Raw genomic sequence first — 16,073 nt, forward strand, 5'->3', positions numbered from 1 at the left:
AATACAGAAAAAGCCTAAAGGATATTTAATATGTAATTTAGAGAGTGTTATTAGAAATTTGCCTTATATCCTTTAATACATTTTCCATTTCCTTGAATAGTTAGTTAATAGGCTTTTCTATGCAGTTATCTTTTATCTTTTTTAACTTCTTTTTGTATTTATCTTATTAATTAGTGGAATATTCTAATTTATCATTGAGATACAATGACAGAGCAGATAACTAGAAGACTTTTTAACCCATTGCAAATTAAACATTATAATGCCGCGGTAGCTCAGCCTGGCCAGAGCGCTGCCCTGGTAAGGCAGAGGTCCCGGGTTCAAATCCCGGCCGCGGCTTGTAGGGGGGTACCCCCTACCACCCCCAAATAGGGGGACACCCCCTACAACCCCCAATTTCAATTTTAGATGAGTTTCCACGATATCAATTAAAGGACCGACGTAAGTTTCCCTTAACTCACCGTTTACCGTTTCCAACTTATAGACATAATACCGCCCTTTTCTTTCCCTTAAGATATAATCGCCGAACTTATATCTACGTTGCTTTTCGCTCATTTCGCCTCAAGTATTATGGTTGCCAATTCGCATTTAAAAGCTTTGGCAACCCGTAAATTTTTGCCGTTAAAACGCGTAGAGTTGAAAGAAGACGGCAAAGAATCCGCACTTTTGTAAAAAATTAAATTTCAAAAAATTCAATTCCTTACTCTCCATTTCCCTTCCCCTACTTCCTCGATAATTCCCCTCAACTTCAACACGTCTTTCCAGAACCTCTTCTCTCTGGCTGAAACTGTAATCTCAAGTATCTTATTCAATGTAGCATCATCAACCTCATCATACTTCATCAGCTTTGACTTGATATAGTTCATGGTGAACTCTTCAACATCTATCAACCCCTCTACGGTTAACCATACATTTATATTATTGAAATTGATGTAGCCAATCTCCTTCAGTTCCGGAAGCAATTTCAACTCTTCTTTACTGAGTTCTGCCAGAGGCATAACACCACCCACACGTTTCCTTAATTTCTTCAATAGGTCTAAAATTTTTTGTTGTTTGGCTGTCAGACCTTGAGTCGCCGAATTTTTCTCAACCCCCTCTTTGGAATAATTCCGACTCAGCGATTTTTTCTGTGAGTCGGAATCAAGTCGCGGGTGAGTCGGGGTAGTTGTTTCCGACTCAGAATTTTTATTACTATTTTGCAACGTCATTTGTTCTTTCAATTCAACACGTGGTTTTGTATTTTCTTTTTCAGATCCCTTATTTTGAATTTTTATTTCTGAGTCGGAATATGAGTCGCCCGGGGATCTGAGTGGGGTTAAATTTGAGGGATTCGTGTTTTTGTCGGAACTCTGAGAATTATACGAATCCCTTGTTTTACCCCCCTCTTTGTTTTCTACCGCGACTCGGGAAGGGCTTTCTGAAAAATTCAACGAAATAATTTTACTGTAACTCTCTGAATTCAAGAACAAGGCATACCTGTCCCTATGTCTCCTAACCGTTTTGTCGGGAAAGAACTTCTGAAGTATCTCGATAAACTTACTGTTGTTTAAAAATTCAGCTAATTGCGGGTCTACCTTTTCCCATTCTCTTTCGCTAACTGCAGATTTTCCCCCCTCGTCGTATCTGTATGAGATGTCTTTTTGGTACATTTCCACGGCATATTCTGTTATCTTCTTTCTCAAATCACTGAGGAAAATGTAGACTTCATCTCCTTCTTCTTTCTTGTGCCAAGGCTCATGGACCTCCGTGCTTTTACCTTCAAAGAAGTTTCTTAATGAGAGTGAGCCCTTAATGTACTCTACCACCAGACTGTACACCTTCTTCTGCGGGTCTCCTTCAATAGCTAACGACTCACTAAATTCCATACTATCATTCAGAACTATCTTCAGTTGTTCTTCCACTCTTAGACTTTCGTCTTCTTTATCTATCAGCCTAGCTATAGTGATAAGTGGTCTGTATACTTGGTCATAACGCCCGGTATAGCCACTATTTATATTATAATATAATGAGTATACGGTAGGGGAGTAAATGAGGAAGACACTGTGCAGTTTATTGATAAGATCTTGTGGCTTTTCTATCGTGTAGCTTGAAATACGATTTGTGTTCCTGATGAGCCTGATAAATAGACACCTTGATGCAATATCATACTGAGCGGTTATTAGGCTCTGGTCGATAATTGCTTTAGGTCCGAATGGTTCAAAGTACATCACGTCTTGGTCTTTTCCTACTCTTGGGATCTGCACTCCTCTTTTGTAACCCGCCACAAGTATATCGTAAAGGGCATTAAACGTGTCTTTATTGATGTTATTCCTTAACTCATCTATTAACATTGTAGGTTGGAAATCATCTTGCATTCTATACACTGAAGCCGGCGTGGGACTCGATATCATTGCAGGTCTGGGAACGATATATGACAGTGTCTCTAAGAGCTGAGACCCACCTGAGTTGTACCCTAATTTCATAGGTGCAAGATATGGGAAGAATTTGAAAACCGGGGCAAAATACGTGGCAATTGTCCAAACTGTTATCGTCACTTGGTCTTCAAGTCTTAACGTGTCTACTCTCTGTCTCACAAATTCCAACACTTCTTTATAGACATCTGAAATCTTTACGTCCTCTATAATTTCAGTGGGCAAATTCAACTTTGGGTACATTTCAACCTTCACGTGGAGATTTTCAACATGAAGGTATTCGTCATTAAGACTTTCTAGGTCTTCTTCCGTCAATACTTTTATCTTTCCGCCCTCATTGACGAATGTCTTGTCAATTTTGACAACCTTTTCCGGTACTTCGATTTCAGTCTTCCCTACTTTCCGTTTTACCATTTCCCTTATGGCTTTATATGTGCTAACATATGCCTTTCCGTGCTGAAAGTCATGGTAAATCCTCAGAGTGTCAAATGAGGTTATGAGTTGTTCTTTTCCAGGCTCTGTATCGGCGCCCTCTGGGTCTTTCTTCTTTTTGCCTAACAGTTTGAGGTTGATATGCGCCCCCAACTCCTCACAGAGCTTCTGCAGTTCAGGTAGACCAGTGACATGTCCACCTTTTGAATAGTCCTTATAGGTATATTTAACATCTTTAACGTGCTCTGGTGGTATCCCCGCTCTGTCATACAATTCCTCAACAATCTTCTCAGCGTCTTCTTGCGGGACACCACGCCTTGCCAAGTAACCACTGAAGTGACCAACAAACTCAAACCTCCTATCTTCAGCCTTCTTAAAGCACGGTAGGACATCTTGGATTATGTCTTCATATTTGCTTTCTGTTACTCTCACCCTTCCAGAGCTGATATATAGGACTCTGCATTCCCTCCCACTCCTATGGTTTATTGAGCCCGGAAGCCTCAGTACTCTTGATGGGTCTTTAGCCTGAGGGTCAACCCCTAAATCCTTCAGCCTATCTATAAGTTCAGCCTCTATTTCCTTCCACTTCTGAACCCCGTAAGGCTTTTCCAGTTTCCATAGGAAATGGTACCCGTTCCCACTGTCCACGATAAAATTAGGTTTTGAGATACCTCTTTCTTCCAGGTCTTTCAACAACTCCTCATAAGGCGGTCTGTGGACATACACTGTCTTCCCGTTCTCATCATAGCAGAGCTCTAGCTCTCCGGTGTTTGGGTCTTCTTTGTATATCCCTGGTTTGCAGTCTTTCCTCTCCTTAAAGTCAAAGTCTGCAAAAAGTACATTAGCTTCCTTAATATCGGCGTCTGAGCCCTTCTTCCCTTTCGGGTCTTCAGCCCTTGGGTTTACGCCGTAATAAACATTTGCGGTCTCTCTGTATCTTTCTAGGATTTTCTCAGCACCTTCAGGGGTCGTCGTGAACCATTGCCATTTCCCGCTGTTTAATTGTACACCGATAACATAATAGCCCGGTACGTCCCACAACTGCTTTAAAAACTCTGCAGTCTTCATTCCTTCCTCACCCTCCTGAAGAGCGTGTAGGGGTCGTCTCCTCTGTATACTCCTTCCTTCATTTCGGCATGGATTTTGTCCTCAAGTCTTTGCGGGCATTCCGCATATTCACCTATATGTCCACAAACTGAGGAGTCTGTAAAGCAGTGCCTTCCAAATGGGCACGAAGGTTTTTTATTTTGTTTAATATAGTTTAAACTAGGCATGTGTATATACCCCCTGATTTTTTTTTTTGATGAGAAGAGAAAAAAACGGATTAGGTTGTGAAGATACCTAGAGATCTCGCCTTCTCTCTTATTAAGATTCGCAGTGTATCAACTTGAGTTCTCACTCCATAATATATTCTCAGTTTTTCTAGTAGCTCATCGTCTTCTGGTAAAAATCTAATCGTTTTGCTTACTGTTTTTTCTTTCACCTTTGAATCCATTTTAGGTTCCACCATATATTCACTTGTAAAACTGGTTAAAAAATATAATAAACGGAATACTTAGTGGTTCTCTTAAAGGCAAACTTAGCGACTCTCTAAATTGAAAACTGAAACTCTGAACCACGTATTTCATTGAACACTTTCTCAAAATGAATTCATCACGTGATGAATTCAAACTCCCGAAAGTTTTCATTTTAACGCCATCTCCTTTTTGTAGTTTTTTAACGCCTTTAGCAATTTATCCCTATAATCATGTATCAGTATATCTAAGACATCATCCAAGTACTCATCAACAATTTCCTCCAAATCGCCGTAATCAATATCGACCTCCTCTGTAGTGAATTCATACTCTAAATCGTCGGCATAAGGGTAATAGTCGTCGTATTCCTTTGCACACTCCGCGTTTTCCTCAATAACCCTGCGGGGGATAATTATCCTCATTCCTCCTCACCATAACGGGTCTTCATGACTTAATTTCATATGAAGATCGAATTCGTCAAAATCTGCAAAGGTAGCAAAGCATATTTTGCATGTATAGACTCTGTTTTTGTAGTTCTTCTCTTTCCTCATTTCTCTACACCCTTTTGGTGGAGATAGAATGTTATTGCTTCCTTGATTATCTCACTTCTGCTTTTCCTATTGTTAATGCAGTACAGGTCCAATCTCTGTAGAAACTCGTCGTTTATTTTGAATGTGACAACTTTCATTTAGCTCACCTCAACAACCTCTAAACTACCTGTTTGGTAGACCATTTTGACCGTGAACATTAGCTTGTTGTGATCATCGTAAATCTTCACTAACACGGTCGTGCTGTTTATGATGAAGTAATCGAAATAGTTGTAGGTCCTAATTCTCTCATTCAGTATGTCCCCGATCAACTCTTCTACTTGATCCAGCAAGTCTATCATAATTCCTTCACCGTTTTGTTTGCGTAAATCCTATCGATTATTTCCTTTATCTTGAAGTTCGTATATACGTCGGCGTCTTCTAATATCTCTAGGAAATATGCAGCCTCCTCATAATCCTGCGGTTTCAGTAGGCTGAACGCCTTGGCTAAATACTCTAAGGTCTCTACGATGTACTCCTCCGGCACGCCTACTTTGCTTTCATACCATGCCTTTAGGATTTGAACCCCGTGAGGGGTTGTATAAAAAATAGAGTCGTTTACCTTAACCCAATTTTCCCCGAATTGGATTTGGGCTTTCATTCCGATCAATTAAATATCCGGATTCCGGATATTTAAACTTTTTTATATCCGGAATCTTTATAAGGTATTCCGGATATAAACTAAGATATGGTAAAGCCGTATATAAGAAAGGGCGGAAGAGAAGGTGACGAAACATATTACCTTAATATCCCACGTGATATCGCAAGAGCACTTAACATAGCAAAAGACGACGAGTTTGTCCTAAGCGTCGATACAAGAGACGGGGAAGTCAGGCTCTGTTACAAACGATTAAAGAAGTGATACCAATGCTATTTTCCGAAGTCGTAGAAAAGGTATTAGGCAACAAATTCGCCTACAAGAACGGACAGCCTCAATACTACACCATCTCAAAGATCATTGCCCAACATGAGGGGAAAGAATACATATCCCCCATCGTGGACATGCTAAACAAGTTTTTCACAAATACGTTCATCATCTCAGAAGACGCGAAAACCGACGCCCTTAAAGGGTGGAGGAACAATGTGGTGTCGCCTATACAAGACCCCAACGCTTTGTACGTGGGTAGTTGGTACGTTTATCTGGAGGAAGGGATCAACGTGGGTTATATTTATACTGCAATTACTTACGGCAACGTACCTATCATACCTTCGTTTTTCCGCGAAGAGGATTTTGGAGAGTGTGTTATTTATTATGACGCAGAACTTCGTTACCCGTATTATAAATTTTCTCTTGCCGATTTTATAAAAACATTGGAAAACGTGTATGATAATGAAAAATTATACTATTTAAAACTAAATTGTTTAGAGCGTAAATTCCATGAAGTAACGTTAATTTAGCGTAAACCGCTTTCCCTTGTGTCTTCATCTTCATTTGAACTATATTATAATATATTTTTATATATATAGTGAAAACATTTTCCCGCTTTCTCCGGTCAAAGCATGGCGAGATACATTGCGTGTTTTTCACGGTCGTCAATTATTTGTCTCCATTTACCCACCGTGCCGACATGTTTTAGGTAGAGAATAGTAGTATCGCCGTCATTCGTCACTTTGACGTCGTAGACGCAACCGGGAAGGACCGCATGGCAGTACGTTAATTCATACGGCACAAGTATATAGGGCCACGTGCTGAGCCGTATACCTGACGCCCAGTCGTTTTTAAGTTTCACGACCAAATCGAGACCGTGAATGTTGAGACTGTAATATGACATAATGCTAAACTTATTGGCGATTGTTTGAGGCAATTTGATCTTTATCAACTCTTTCCCTTTTCGGTTCTCTTCTGCTTTTGCCATGTTTTCATCCATCATTTCTTATCGCCCCTCTAATGACGATTTTATTCGCTGAAACCATTTCTACTTGAAGTCGTCGTTTAGTGTTGAGCTCTAACGTTTTCACTAGTTCGGGCGGTATGCTAATAAAACGCCTATTTCTAACGCGTTTGAACGTCCAATTTTTCACGTTGTCCAACCGTGAGAACATCTTTATAATTATTTCAAATCTATCTCTAAATTTTTGCAACTCGACATAATAATAATCAAACACTACGTTTTCGGGCAATTCGATATAATAATATGTTTTGTCACGTGCTTTTTTCTTCTTCAGACATGCGGTTTGGAAAATTTTTTCCATAATTATTAGTCGTGAATCCAAGTTAAAAAATAAAAAAAGTACCTAGTTCAACACGTTTAAAAACAAGTACTAAGGGGGAACCGAGAGAAGGGATATGAATATCTTACCTTCTCCTTGAGTACGAAAGGATCATGAAGAGAATAAACACGATTGCTACGACAAAGAACAATGCTAAATCCGATAATATATTATAAATCGGTGATTCAAAATCAAAAGCCTGAGTCGGTATATTATAACTGTAATTTCCTGCAGACAAATTGAACACCGCATAAGGAGAAAAGATAGGACCGTTATCGCCGTTGTCGGATAGCATCTCAGACCACGTTTTATTTGAAAAATACGCATAAGACCCTTGTGCAACCTCTACGATAAGTCTATTCGTTGGCGTTGTTGAAACTTGCGTGAACTTACTACCGTTAACGAGCCAAGTACCGGAAAGTGAAACACTGCTATTGAAAACCGTGTAAACTTTTGCGTTAACGTTATTTATCGTGGTAATAAGTAGGCTCACGTAAGGTATTATGATAAGTGTGGCTCCTACGGAAATCAAGACAAGAAGTACTAAAGCGAAATACTGCATGATTGAAATTTTATGCATGGAATAAAAAAAGTATTTAACATGTAACACGCGTGTATATATATTTTTATAAAGAAAAGATTTAACATAAGATATGAGGAGGTCAAAGTGTCGTCCATAAACTGGATTCGTATATCCTTCCTCGTGATGATTTTATCTCTCTCATTAATCTCGTTGTATAATGCCCAAAACTCCGGAGTCACTTTATTACAGCATGATTATTATTTCTACTATAATGTTACTGTATATAACGGTCAGTTCATTCATGTTAAATTACAGGCTTCAGCACCGATCACTTTAATGATTATGAACCAACAACAACTCAATGAGTTCTCTCAGGGTCAGAAGACTTCCTCCCTCTATACAATAATTACGCAAAGTATGGATCAGGATTTTGAGTTTCCCGGTGGAGAATATTTTGTTGTAGCTTATAATAACGTCAGTACCGATAATGTTAGTATATATTTTCGTGCTACTGTGTTACCGATACTCCCATTAGCTTATTACTTCTCACTCCCGGCTCCGATAGGCTTAGGCTTTTTCGGCGTGACTAATGAATCCGGGAGGATAATCGGAACCGTTGTGCCTTATCAAGAGGCTATAGGATATGTAACTGTCTATTCAATTCTTGCGTATAATGCAACTCCGCCTAATGGAACAAGTCCTTGGGGTGCAGGTCTGCAGATGAATGCTGTTTTACAAGTCAATACTACATACGGTACTTATGTTTATTGGCTACAAAACGTGGTGGATTTTGTTACGAATCAAAATACTTTTCGCATCATTGATAATGTTTGGAATTATACCAGCGAAGAATCATTACTTAGTAATTCAAGTGTGACTGGAGGCGGTTATGTATACTTTTATAATAATAAATATGGATATTATTACGGAGCAGTCGGAACGCAAAGAAACTATTCGCTACCTTTTTCCGTTATTCTCTATACGAAATTAGATTCCATATCTCCGAACTCCGTAATTGTTTCATTCGGCTATAATCTAGGTTCCGGAATAGTGTGGTATGATAATGTAACAATACACCAAAAAGGGGCAATATCGGCGTTTGTTCTGGTAAACCCGTTTAATATAACACCGAGTCATGATCCATACGATCTTGATCTGGTTTTTGCCGGAGAAGATAATGGCGAATATACTTATTTTAAAGAAATGAATGCGAGCCTAGGACTACAAATAGTCCTATTGAACGGGACAATCATAACACCTAAATCGTTTTATCCTTTCGGTATGACCGGAGAAGCTGCTGATAATCTAGAAGTAATCGGTATAAACGGAAGCGCATTTGTAATCACGGGAAACAATACTTTCTGGAAGCAAGTAAGTGTGACCGAATTGCCCAAACTTTATTTTCAACAAAGTACCAGCATTTCATCACGAAGCGCAAATACTTTATCCTCTTCTTCCATTTCATCACAAAGCACAAATACTTCATCCTCTTCTTCTAATGATGCTATAATAGGTCTGGTCGTGTTTTTGATATTCATAATTATAGTGTCCTCGGTAATCTATAGAGCAGTTAGGAGGTACAGACGTCATAGAGCTTTTAAACGAATGAAAAAATTTAGATAATTTCAGAGTGTCAGTAAGTTATTACTATCCAAAGCCACGTGGTATGCAGGTGGGTTTTTAGGGATAATGGGGTTCATAGCGTAAATTGGAATATAGACAGTCTTTCCCGCAGGATCATAAAACACTACAGGCGTAAATGAAGGTCTTTGGACGTGAATCCAGCTTACTCCTCTCACAGTACTATCATCTCACCGGACATTCCGGATATTGATTCTCTTTGCCTTTCTCCTCCCATAAAGCCACCGGGAGCGAATGCGGGGATAGTCGGTGGCGGTCCCATCGGTATCGGTCCCTGTGAGCTAAACACTGGAGGCTGAGATGATGGACTAACGTACTCGATGTATTGTTGATTGTTATTAGATCCTGTAGATCCTCCGCTTGTTGTGGTAACTCCCGGAATCCATATCGGTGAAGGTGGGTTTATGTAGCCGATTGACCCACCACCGGGGCTCGTTACTCCGGGAACCCATATCGGTGAAGGCGGTGGATTGGTAGAACCTATAGATCCTCCACTAGGATTTACGACTCCGGGAACCCATATTGGTGGACTGATAGAACCTATTGAACCACCGGAGCCAATACTTCCTCCTATTGATCCTCCGGAGCCGATTGATCCTCCGGTAGATCCGATACTTCCTATTCTGATAGACCCACTTTCAATATCAGGCGATCCCAAACTGTCTATGAATCTTTGTGCATTAACGATATCTTCAGTCGTTATCTCTTCTCTCGGTAGTATCCCCCTATCTGCAAACTCTTTGCTCAGTTGCTCATACAAACTCTTTAGTTCACTGTCATCGCTAAGTTCTGAAGCCAGCTTAAGCAGTGTGAGAAAGTCCTGAGTATCCTTAAATCTGTAGCTAGCCGGTGATATGTATTGTACCTCCTTGTCCAAAACGCTTTTAATATCTTCAGGGTTTACCACTTTATTCAGAAGTGTATCTCTATCGAATCCGAACTTGTTAGCGAATTGGTCAGCAAGGTAGTCTCTCAGATCGTTACTCTTGACGTTATGCAAAACATAGGACAGCACGTTTTCCGTCGTATCATGATCAAGCCCATTTGTAAACTTTGATATCACGTTAACAATATAGTCAGGGTTATCAATTCTGGACGTGTTTATCTCATTCATGAAATCGTTAAGTGTCAATTGCCTTAATCCCGCTATGGAATTCGCTTTGGTAATTGCAGTTTGGCTTACTTTGGCAACCCCTACATCATTATAATTGGGTGTTGGTTTCTGAAGCCCTAAATCGGCGCCCGTGCTTTTGTTAGCGTAAAGATTGAAAGCGTCACTACTCTCGTTTGGCATATGCAAATCAACCACGTGTTCGCCGGTAGGCTTGTAGGTAACCAGTTTGCCCTCTGCTTCAAAATCGCTCGTGCCGGTAGCCTTATTCAGCCTATCCGCGAGGTCTTGGGCTATCTTAGACAGCTCATTCGGGTTATCAGTTTTGATGAACGCATCTACATCTCCGGGCTTTCTCCATTCCCACAGTATTTTTCCGTCCTTAATTATCCTGAATGTCTTAGGGTTGCTATCATCGACTTTCCCACCAAATCTTTTTGCAATATCTTCAAGATATTGCTTCACACTATTAGAACCGTACACTGTAACATCTCTTCCTCCCACTTCTGTAGTAAAGTAGTCTTTGATTGTTTTGCCTACCACGTCCGCATTCGGCAAATCTCTGAAGTCCAGTTCAGTGACCTTGCCCGGTCTCAAGTCAGAGAGTACACTCTTCATCTTCTTTGTAGCGTTAAACACGTTCTGGAGTAATTTACCTTCTTCCCCGAATCCTTGTCTCTCCAACCCTATTGCCGTATCTCGTACATCTGACGTTACATTATAAATGCCTGCCACGTTTTTGTCTATATCGTTTACACTCCTGATCTCGTTAAAGATGTCGGATTTACCTGCAGACCCGATACCTATTGCTCTTTCATCTCCCATATTTAGTTTATATAACAGCGTTCTATTTCCTATGCTCAGCTTTTTCCCTCCTACTAGTTTACCTATCCCCTCGTTATACTTCTCAAGAAGATCTGCGGTTTCTTTGAATTGTTGAAGATCAGGTAAATCGACGTTCTTAGCAAACTCGTCCGGTTTAAGTATTGTTGTATCCGTAATTATCCCTTTGTCCTTTAACTGCTGTAGGGTTTCAGGATCGAGTTTCGATAATAATGATTGTGTCTGCTCATTATATTTCTGCCTGAGTAAATCACCGATTTGAGTCGTCGTCTTCCCATTTATTTCATCAGGAGTTAAAACCCCTCTTTCTATACCCTCATTCACGATATCATTACCGAGCCTTGCCCCGGCTTCTGAAGTATCTATCGCATTTCTGACCGCACTGTTTTCTATACTTGATACATTAGAAACGTGTATAAGATCTGCAGCAGCACCGCCTGCTGCACCTAAAGCACCGGCAAGTAAGAGTTGCTCCGGGTTTCTAGTAAACGGTGCAGTTAACGCTTCGTTAACCGCAGCACCAGCAAGTGCTTTACCACCAACACCAGCCAAAATATCCCCAGCTTTACCACCAATCATTGTACCGAGTTTAGCGAGACCGGACTCAGCAGCACTTCCGGCGGCACCTCCTATTACGCCTAGGATACCGCCCTCGTTAGCCTCCTGCAAAACAGCAGGAAGAGATTGCCATTTTCCCGTTGTTACCTTGGATATGCCTTCCCCTATCCCTACCGATGCCGCTTCTCCGATTAGCTCTGCGGGTAGTAACTCAGGTGCAACCACAGCTGTGGCAATTGCGGGCAAAGCAACTTCCGTAACATCCCCGACGCCCTTTGCTATCTGCTTCCCCGATACACCGAATATCTTTGAATTATTGAACTGATTTACGGCTTGCCCGAAGTTCTCAAGACCCTTACCTTTTGCGACATTTGCTAGCTCCTCACCCGCACCACCTAACGCTTCAGTGCCATAATAGCCTACGAGAGCGGATCCCTCTGCTATATCGTTAAAGAATTGTTGTAGTGGGTTACCCGCATTCTGCGTCTTCGTGCCGTAAGCTGAAGAGTACGCACTGTTTATTGCATTATTCACATCTCCGAGACCCTGTGCAATATCGCTTCCAAGTGATTTGGCACCCTGAACAACAGAGGATACAGCGTTACTTACGTCGTTTGCCAAACCCGAAAAGAACGAGCCTATGGCACCAAACGGATTATTGTTAGACTGACCTGTGCTTCCTTGTGCTATGACGTTGCCCGTTGGCTGTGCTTGTAGGTTAGGTCCCGTGTTGATCAGTTGATCTATCATATTTTGAATATTTGGGTTTGCAGTTGTCGGCTGAACCGGGTTAGTTGCCGTACTCACCCCTTCAGATTGCTTCATCCCGCTCTCGTTACGGGATAGTATCGAGTTTCTTACATTAGACAACGGTGATGACGTGGGTGACGTGGAAGGTGAGCTTGTCGTATCGGCTTCCCTTATTGTCTGCCCGTGAATGATCACTTCCTTAGGTTGAGGTGTGATCAAAGGTGTACTTTCTGCTTCCCTTATTATCTTGCCTCCAATCAATATCTCCTTTCCTATTAAGTCGTTCTTCGGCTTCGGTAACGGTAAACCAAGTCCTATTCTATTATGTTCATTATTTGCCTCTATGCCTCTTAATGGTTTATTAGTTGTTTCCTGACTGCTCGTAGTTGCTTCAGATTTTACACGTCCTATTCCAACATGATTTCTGTTGGGTCCCCCGAGTCCTCCTTCATTCAGTGAACGTTGATCGGTATGTTGAGATTCAGAAGTACTTTCTGCTTCCCTTATCACGTGCCCGTTTAATATTATCTCCTTCCCGATTGTCGGAAAGCTCTCTCTTTCATGACTTGGTGGCAAATAATCACCGATTTTATTATGCTCATCTTTTACGGTGATACCTCTTTCATATTCTTTATTGAGTTCTCCGGGTCTTGGACCTATTTGAATAAAACGTCCGTTAGTTGTTTTTTGATCACTTCCGAGTCCCACGATCCCAACATGATTTCTATTGGGTCCTCCAAGTCTTGGTCCTATCTGGCTATGTTCCTCCTGTTGGTTAACTCGTATAACCGGTCGTATCTCAATAGGTCTTATAATCGGCTCAGGTCTCCTTTCAACTTCTATACGTCTTACTACCGGTCTTCTTTCGCTTATGTGCTTAACTATATGTTGAACTACTACAGGTCTTATATGTAATTCCTGTCTTCTCCAGTCCTCATTTGCTCCGGCTTCTCTAGCAGTCTTCTGGTCAGGAGTTGACGCTCGAATATAGGTAAAGTGAGGTCTGTAAATCATTTCATAACACCTTGAAGCAGTTGCATAACTTCATCTGCATTATTTGCCTTCTTTAGCGCATCCCTTATCTGCTTTGCTTGGTCTTCGTTAAGATAAAGCACGGTATCGGTGATAGGGTTACCGTTCAGCTCTTCCCTCAGCCTGAGCTTCCTACCCTCTACTTTAAGCTTGACAGTGTAACCGTTGTTATATTCGATTACTGCTCCATCGGGGAGTTTTTTAAACATGAGAAAAAACTCGACAATCAGGTTAAAAAATAAAAAATTCATTAGGTGAAACGTCGTAACCATTCCGCGTACTTCTTATAATGCTCTTTCGCTATGCCGAAGAGCGATACGTAGTGTTGCGTCAGCACGCGTGTCGGCTTTCTGCCCTGGATAAAGTCTATGACGTCCAACGGGATGCCTAATTCCGCCATCTTAGACGCGACGAATTTCCTAAAATATTTAATAGGAATAGCGTCCTTATGACGTCGTTCAAAACCTGCTATTCCCCATCTCGTTATATCAATTTTCTTCAGGGACGTTATGTGGAAGACGTAGAAGACACCTTTGTAGCCGCGACTCCATGAAAGCGGGTAGTAACATATCGGCCCATCACAAACGTCACGCTCAGGCTCTCTCAACACGCGTAGTATTTCGCTCAACCTAGCACCTGATTCCAGAGCTAAACGGTAGACCGTATAGACGTTTTCGCTATACTCATTCGCTAACTGCAGAGTGTGTTTTACCTCTTCAACTGTCGGGACTCTTAAATCCGGCTTTGATTTAGGAGTCTTAATTTCTTTTAATATTTCGTCGGCGAAATCTTCGCTTATTATCTCGCGTAAAGCTAAGAACTTTGCGAACGACCTATACGTCTTCACGCTCTGGTTGTTAAACGTAATCTTTTTACCCGGTAGTAAGTATAATAATCGTGTTTGCACCGTCGTGGGGTCTAACTTCTTCTCGTTTAAGAGATAATCGCGGAAGGCGTTTAAGTTGCCGTCTGTCGCATATTGTCGCAAATTGGCAACCAACGATATTTTACGTCGTTCAGCCCCCTCTTCCCTGCCCTGGTAAGGCAGAGGTCCCGGGTTCAAATCCCGGCCGCGGCTTATTTTACGTTCTTCTCCTTTTATAGAATTACACGTTAATGCAACAGTAAAGGTTAAATTTGCAACAACCTATAGTTAAGATATAGTGAACATAAAATATGCCAAAAGTAGACGTATCAAAATTAGATGATGATAAAAAGTTAAAGATAATTGAGAAGGCTATAGAGAAACATGGACTATCATACGTCTCTAGACATACTGGAGTAAGTAGAAGTACACTAAACCGGTATATTAACGGGAAGATTCAAAAGATACCTAATGAGATAGTGGAGAAAACCTCAGAACTATTAACAGTAGACGAATTAAGCGACATTATTTACGGCGTAAAGACTACTGACATAGACCCTACTACTGTCATCAGTGCAATCATAAAGGCAAAGAAAGACGAGGGATTTAGGAACTTCTTCCTAACACTATTATGGCAAGAATTAGGGGACTACATTAAAGAACCCTCAAACTCCTATATAGTTACTAAAGAGGATATTGAGTTTTTTTGAGAGATTGGTGAGAAAAATAGGAGTAAAATAACTGCACAAGAAAGAATCAACTATTTAAGGAGAGCCTTAGCAGACCTAAACTACGAATTAACTCCTACTAAATTAAAAGAGTATATTTTAGATATTTCAGAGGAGAGTGAAGGAAGGGCTGAGCATACTATTAAGGCGTTAAAACTATTCATCAAAGGAGTGATAAAACCTAAAAGCCCAAGAATTGCAAGGGAACTTTATGAGTCTCTCGAACTCGATAGTCCTAAAGATCCTAAAGAGGGACCTACCCATAAGCCAATTAATTTGACATTAGACACAGTTAAATCAATATTTAATAATATAGAGGAATTAGGGGCTAAAGCGTTCTTCTTAATACTAGCTGAAACTGGGCTGAGAGTATGGGAAGTATTAAACTTAAGAGTGGACCAAATTGACTTTAATAAAAGGTGAGTAGGACTAGAAGGGCTTACATAACGTTTTTACATGAGAAAACTGCAGCATGGCTTAAGGAAAAATACCTTCCCTACCGTGAAGAGTTCATTAAGAAGTATGAGAGTAGTTTAAGGAAATTAGTAGATGCAAATCCAGATCAAGGGATTGATATAGAGAGCTGGAAGGCTAAATTATTTCCCTTTAGAGAAGACAGTTTAAGAGTTGAGATAAAGAAGGCTATGAGGAAGACTTTAGGGAAAGAATTCAGACTTTATGATTTACGGTCCTTCTTTACATCTTATATGTTAAAACAGGGAGTATCTCTGATGGTCGTCAATTTACTCCAGGGTAGAGTTTCGCCACAGCAATTTAGAATACTCCAAGATCACTATTTCGTTATAAGTGATATTGAACTGCAGCAATATTACGATAGTTATGCCCCGTGTCTGTTAGAGTAAACTAGAG

The 16,073-nt window shown here is 40.7% G+C and carries 18 protein-coding genes, 1 tRNA gene and 2 pseudogenes; 5 read left to right on the forward strand and 16 right to left on the reverse strand.

Translation table 11 applies throughout. The features are described from left to right. The first annotated feature begins 261 nt into the window (after positions 1-261). Positions 262-336, forward strand: a tRNA-Thr gene (locus J5U23_RS03590). 60 nt (positions 337-396) lie between these two features. Here the strand turns inward: J5U23_RS03590 and J5U23_RS03595 are convergent. From J5U23_RS03595 to J5U23_RS03630, 9 genes and pseudogenes are all read right to left on the reverse strand, one after another. Continuing rightward, positions 397-552: pseudogene (locus J5U23_RS03595) on the reverse strand (putative integrase); the annotation flags it as partial. Positions 553-689: 137 nt separating this feature from the next. Continuing rightward, positions 690-3,908, reverse strand: a complete 3,219-nt coding sequence (locus tag J5U23_RS03600; RefSeq protein WP_218266981.1) for a hypothetical protein — start codon at positions 3,906-3,908, stop codon at positions 690-692. Beyond that, the gene (locus J5U23_RS03605; RefSeq protein WP_218266982.1) at positions 3,905-4,114 is read right to left on the reverse strand and encodes a CopG family transcriptional regulator; all 210 of its coding nucleotides are present in this window, start codon (positions 4,112-4,114) and stop codon (positions 3,905-3,907) included. Before J5U23_RS03605 ends, J5U23_RS03600 begins: the two co-directional genes overlap by 4 nt. A 50-nt stretch (positions 4,115-4,164) precedes the next feature. Then, positions 4,165-4,335: a ribbon-helix-helix domain-containing protein gene (locus J5U23_RS03610; protein WP_218266983.1), complete on the reverse strand. Its 171-nt coding sequence runs from the start codon at positions 4,333-4,335 to the stop codon at positions 4,165-4,167. Between the two features lie 189 nt (positions 4,336-4,524). Beyond that, positions 4,525-4,776, reverse strand: coding sequence for a hypothetical protein (locus J5U23_RS03615; RefSeq protein ID WP_218266984.1), 252 nt, complete (start codon positions 4,774-4,776; stop codon positions 4,525-4,527). Positions 4,777-4,782: 6 nt separating this feature from the next. Continuing rightward, the gene (locus J5U23_RS15960) at positions 4,783-4,905 is read right to left on the reverse strand and encodes a hypothetical protein (RefSeq protein WP_280638395.1); all 123 of its coding nucleotides are present in this window, start codon (positions 4,903-4,905) and stop codon (positions 4,783-4,785) included. Continuing rightward, the gene (locus tag J5U23_RS03620) at positions 4,902-5,042 is read right to left on the reverse strand and encodes a ribbon-helix-helix protein, CopG family (protein WP_218266985.1); all 141 of its coding nucleotides are present in this window, start codon (positions 5,040-5,042) and stop codon (positions 4,902-4,904) included. Before J5U23_RS03620 ends, J5U23_RS15960 begins: the two co-directional genes overlap by 4 nt. Beyond that, entirely contained in the window at positions 5,043-5,243 is a 201-nt protein-coding gene (locus tag J5U23_RS03625) for a hypothetical protein (protein ID WP_244988816.1), read from the reverse strand. Further along, complete coding sequence (locus J5U23_RS03630) at positions 5,240-5,542, reverse strand: hypothetical protein (RefSeq protein ID WP_218266986.1); 303 nt, start codon at positions 5,540-5,542, stop codon at positions 5,240-5,242. Before J5U23_RS03630 ends, J5U23_RS03625 begins: the two co-directional genes overlap by 4 nt. 87 nt (positions 5,543-5,629) lie before the next feature. On the opposite strand from J5U23_RS03630, the gene J5U23_RS03635 reads away from it, so the two are divergent. Both J5U23_RS03635 and J5U23_RS03640 read left to right on the forward strand, forming a co-directional pair. After that, a complete protein-coding gene (locus tag J5U23_RS03635) occupies positions 5,630-5,803 on the forward strand; it encodes an AbrB/MazE/SpoVT family DNA-binding domain-containing protein (protein WP_218266987.1) in 174 nt (57 codons plus the stop codon). A 5-nt stretch (positions 5,804-5,808) separates the two neighbouring features. After that, the gene (locus J5U23_RS03640; protein WP_218266988.1) at positions 5,809-6,339 is read left to right on the forward strand and encodes a hypothetical protein; all 531 of its coding nucleotides are present in this window, start codon (positions 5,809-5,811) and stop codon (positions 6,337-6,339) included. 95 nt (positions 6,340-6,434) lie between these two features. On the opposite strand, the gene J5U23_RS03645 is transcribed toward J5U23_RS03640, so the two are convergent. From J5U23_RS03645 to J5U23_RS03655, 3 genes are all read right to left on the reverse strand, one after another. Beyond that, on the reverse strand, positions 6,435-6,812 hold the full coding sequence (locus tag J5U23_RS03645) for a hypothetical protein (protein WP_218266989.1): 378 nt from the start codon (positions 6,810-6,812) through the stop codon (positions 6,435-6,437). Further along, the gene (locus J5U23_RS03650; protein ID WP_218266990.1) at positions 6,802-7,134 is read right to left on the reverse strand and encodes a hypothetical protein; all 333 of its coding nucleotides are present in this window, start codon (positions 7,132-7,134) and stop codon (positions 6,802-6,804) included. Before J5U23_RS03650 ends, J5U23_RS03645 begins: the two co-directional genes overlap by 11 nt. A 103-nt stretch (positions 7,135-7,237) precedes the next feature. Then, entirely contained in the window at positions 7,238-7,714 is a 477-nt protein-coding gene (locus J5U23_RS03655; protein WP_218266991.1) for a hypothetical protein, read from the reverse strand. A gap of 105 nt (positions 7,715-7,819) precedes the next feature. Between J5U23_RS03655 and J5U23_RS03660 the strand changes: the two genes are divergently transcribed. Continuing rightward, positions 7,820-9,298, forward strand: a complete 1,479-nt coding sequence (locus J5U23_RS03660; protein ID WP_218266992.1) for a thermopsin family protease — start codon at positions 7,820-7,822, stop codon at positions 9,296-9,298. 2 nt (positions 9,299-9,300) lie between these two features. Here J5U23_RS03660 and J5U23_RS03665 read toward each other — a convergent pair whose 3' ends face one another. Genes J5U23_RS03665 through J5U23_RS03680 form a run of 4 tightly spaced genes read right to left on the reverse strand, consistent with a single transcriptional unit; the run spans position 9,301 to position 14,673 of the window. Next, positions 9,301-9,474 carry a hypothetical protein gene (locus J5U23_RS03665; RefSeq protein ID WP_218266993.1) on the reverse strand — a complete coding sequence of 58 codons (174 nt, stop codon included), beginning with the start codon at positions 9,472-9,474 and terminating at the stop codon, positions 9,301-9,303. Further along, on the reverse strand, positions 9,471-13,592 hold the full coding sequence (locus tag J5U23_RS03670; RefSeq protein ID WP_218266994.1) for a hypothetical protein: 4,122 nt from the start codon (positions 13,590-13,592) through the stop codon (positions 9,471-9,473). The genes J5U23_RS03665 and J5U23_RS03670 overlap by 4 nt, the downstream gene beginning before the upstream one ends. Beyond that, positions 13,589-13,819: a hypothetical protein gene (locus J5U23_RS03675; RefSeq protein WP_218266995.1), complete on the reverse strand. Its 231-nt coding sequence runs from the start codon at positions 13,817-13,819 to the stop codon at positions 13,589-13,591. Before J5U23_RS03675 ends, J5U23_RS03670 begins: the two co-directional genes overlap by 4 nt. 41 nt (positions 13,820-13,860) lie before the next feature. Further along, on the reverse strand, positions 13,861-14,673 hold the full coding sequence (locus J5U23_RS03680; RefSeq protein WP_407690811.1) for an integrase: 813 nt from the start codon (positions 14,671-14,673) through the stop codon (positions 13,861-13,863). 113 nt (positions 14,674-14,786) lie between these two features. On the opposite strand from J5U23_RS03680, the pseudogene J5U23_RS03685 reads away from it, so the two are divergent. Continuing rightward, positions 14,787-16,066 (forward strand): annotated as a pseudogene (locus tag J5U23_RS03685) (tyrosine-type recombinase/integrase). The last annotated feature ends 7 nt before the right edge of the window (positions 16,067-16,073 follow it).

It is taken from the genome of Saccharolobus shibatae B12, from assembly GCF_019175345.1.
Lineage (GTDB): Archaea > Thermoproteota > Thermoprotei_A > Sulfolobales > Sulfolobaceae > Saccharolobus > Saccharolobus shibatae.

Excerpts from the sequence above, each read along its gene's own strand:
- J5U23_RS03600 (WP_218266981.1), bottom strand. The coding sequence starts at position 3,908 with ATGAAGACTGCAGAGTTTTTAAAGCAGTTGTGGGACGTACCGGGCTAT.
- J5U23_RS03605 (WP_218266982.1), bottom strand. The coding sequence starts at position 4,114 with ATGCCTAGTTTAAACTATATTAAACAAAATAAAAAACCTTCGTGCCCA.
- J5U23_RS03610 (WP_218266983.1), bottom strand. The coding sequence starts at position 4,335 with ATGGATTCAAAGGTGAAAGAAAAAACAGTAAGCAAAACGATTAGATTT.
- J5U23_RS03615 (WP_218266984.1), bottom strand. The coding sequence starts at position 4,776 with ATGAGGATAATTATCCCCCGCAGGGTTATTGAGGAAAACGCGGAGTGT.
- J5U23_RS15960 (WP_280638395.1), bottom strand. The coding sequence starts at position 4,905 with ATGAGGAAAGAGAAGAACTACAAAAACAGAGTCTATACATGCAAAATA.
- J5U23_RS03620 (WP_218266985.1), bottom strand. The coding sequence starts at position 5,042 with ATGAAAGTTGTCACATTCAAAATAAACGACGAGTTTCTACAGAGATTG.
- J5U23_RS03625 (WP_244988816.1), bottom strand. The coding sequence starts at position 5,243 with ATGATAGACTTGCTGGATCAAGTAGAAGAGTTGATCGGGGACATACTG.
- J5U23_RS03630 (WP_218266986.1), bottom strand. The coding sequence starts at position 5,542 with ATGAAAGCCCAAATCCAATTCGGGGAAAATTGGGTTAAGGTAAACGAC.
- J5U23_RS03635 (WP_218266987.1), top strand. The coding sequence starts at position 5,630 with ATGGTAAAGCCGTATATAAGAAAGGGCGGAAGAGAAGGTGACGAAACA.
- J5U23_RS03640 (WP_218266988.1), top strand. The coding sequence starts at position 5,809 with ATGCTATTTTCCGAAGTCGTAGAAAAGGTATTAGGCAACAAATTCGCC.
- J5U23_RS03645 (WP_218266989.1), bottom strand. The coding sequence starts at position 6,812 with ATGATGGATGAAAACATGGCAAAAGCAGAAGAGAACCGAAAAGGGAAA.
- J5U23_RS03650 (WP_218266990.1), bottom strand. The coding sequence starts at position 7,134 with ATGGAAAAAATTTTCCAAACCGCATGTCTGAAGAAGAAAAAAGCACGT.
- J5U23_RS03655 (WP_218266991.1), bottom strand. The coding sequence starts at position 7,714 with ATGCAGTATTTCGCTTTAGTACTTCTTGTCTTGATTTCCGTAGGAGCC.
- J5U23_RS03670 (WP_218266994.1), bottom strand. The coding sequence starts at position 13,592 with ATGATTTACAGACCTCACTTTACCTATATTCGAGCGTCAACTCCTGAC.
- J5U23_RS03675 (WP_218266995.1), bottom strand. The coding sequence starts at position 13,819 with ATGTTTAAAAAACTCCCCGATGGAGCAGTAATCGAATATAACAACGGT.